This window comes from Roseateles sp. P5_E11 (genome assembly GCF_054049355.1).
Genome location: NZ_JBFUMO010000906.1, coordinates 1 through 1,615, shown reverse-complemented (window position 1 = coordinate 1,615; position 1,615 = coordinate 1). Strand labels below are relative to the sequence as shown.

3 protein-coding genes and 1 pseudogene are annotated in these 1,615 nt (G+C 58.8%); 3 read left to right on the top strand and 1 reads right to left on the bottom strand.

Translation table 11 applies throughout. The features are described from left to right. A partial coding sequence (locus tag ACXJKR_RS31970) for a transposase (RefSeq protein ID WP_457326276.1) occupies nt 1–631 on the bottom strand: 631 nt, incomplete at its 3' end. Between the two features lie 18 nt (nt 632–649). Between ACXJKR_RS31970 and ACXJKR_RS31965 the strand changes: the two genes are divergently transcribed. The 3 genes and pseudogenes from ACXJKR_RS31965 to ACXJKR_RS31955 all read left to right on the top strand — a co-directional run. Beyond that, entirely contained in the window at nt 650–901 is a 252-nt protein-coding gene (locus ACXJKR_RS31965) for a helix-turn-helix domain-containing protein (protein ID WP_457326275.1), read from the top strand. A 120-nt stretch (nt 902–1,021) separates the two neighbouring features. Further along, complete coding sequence (locus ACXJKR_RS31960; RefSeq protein ID WP_457326274.1) at nt 1,022–1,279, top strand: helix-turn-helix domain-containing protein; 258 nt, start codon at nt 1,022–1,024, stop codon at nt 1,277–1,279. Nucleotides 1,280–1,398: 119 nt separating this feature from the next. Further along, nucleotides 1,399–1,615: pseudogene (locus tag ACXJKR_RS31955) on the top strand (TrlF family AAA-like ATPase); the annotation flags it as partial.

Here is a 1,615-nt window from a genome sequence, read left to right as displayed (position 1 = left end):
CCAGGGCCTTGTCCCATAACTGGATGACTACAGGGTAACTTTCACCTAGACCGGTTCGTCGGAACCTCGCCAGCTCGGCCAGCGCTTCTTCGCGAGAGTCAGCCTCGACTAGAGCGCGGAGCTCGCGCAAAAGGCCAGGCCTACGGCGAAGCGGCACCTGTGCCGCAGCCACGGCAAGCACCTGCTCAAAAGACACGATCGGTTTGGCCCGTGGGAAGCAGGCAGCAGGATGCTCCTGCGGCACGTTCCCAAGCAAGAAACTAACAAATTCGACGCCACGAGCGTGCAGCGATCTGGCCACCTCGGCGGAGTTCGCGCCCTGACCTGCTGAGTTGTTCCATGCGCCAAGGACGTCGATTTCACCAGTGATCAACTGTCCAAGAGCCCAATGGACGACTTGGCTTCTGGCAGCGCCCGTGAGCCGCGTAGGCGCGCTGCTAAAGACGGCGGTCAGATATCGACGGCAGAGCGGCCGCTGTAGCCAGCGTGCAGCTGGTCCACTGACGTCGCGGTTCTCCATCGGGCTACTCTCAAATCTGTTGGTGCGCCGCTTGAACGAAGCGGCCATCGACAAAAAATTCCAACCATAGTTGGCGGACAGAATGATATCGGACCGGCCCAATTTCTCCAACGATAGTTGGAGAAATTTTTGGACCTTGCGATCACATTCGGACATGTCTTGCGCAAGCTGCGCAAGCAGGCCGGACTGACGCAGGAGAAGCTCGGCTTCGAGGCTGATCTGGAACGGAATTTCGTCAGCTTGCTTGAGCGTGGCAAACGCCAGCCGACGCTGACTACCATGGTGCGGCTTGCCCGGCCTCTGAACACCACGGCTTCTCACCTAGTTGCGCTAGTGGAAGCCACGCTGGAGGCACTAGAAGCCTCGGGCGCCAAGCCCTAACGGCTGCCACACGCAAATGCGAAGCCGGACAGGCTAAGCGTCAGTGCGATTCCAACCATAGTTGGCGGACAGATTGTTCGGCTAACGGCCCAATTTCTCCAACGATAGTTGGAGTGAATATTGGACCTTGCGATCACGTTCGGACAAGTCTTGCGCCGGTTGCGCAAGCAGGCCGGCTTGACGCAAGAACAGCTTGGCTTTGAAGCCGGCGTTGAGCGGAACTTCATCAGCATGCTTGAGCGCGGAGAGCGCCAGCCCTCGTTGACGACCCTGATGAAGCTCGCACGGCCACTTCACAGCAGCGCCTCACATCTGGTTGCGCTGGTGGAATCGGCGCCCGGCGTGGCCGAGCACTTCTACGCTTCGGCGCAAGAATAGAGCGCCCGGGATCACGACCCGATATTTCTTGTTGGTCGAGACTGTCGATAGCTCTAGGTTCCGGATTGCCCTGGAGAATTGCCTCATACAGCATCAAACGCTGAATGAAGGGAGGGCTAATGATCACTCGTGGATCTGAATGGCATCGCTGGGAGCCACATGTCCATGGTCCGGGAACTGTGCTCAACAATCAGTTCCGCGGCCCAGACCCTTGGAACACTTACCTCGCTGCACTTGAGGCATGCACTCCGGCAGTCGAGGCGCTTGCCGTCACTGACTACTACACGACGGACACCTACGAGGAGGTGTTAAGGCAGAAGTCCGCAGGGCGCCTTC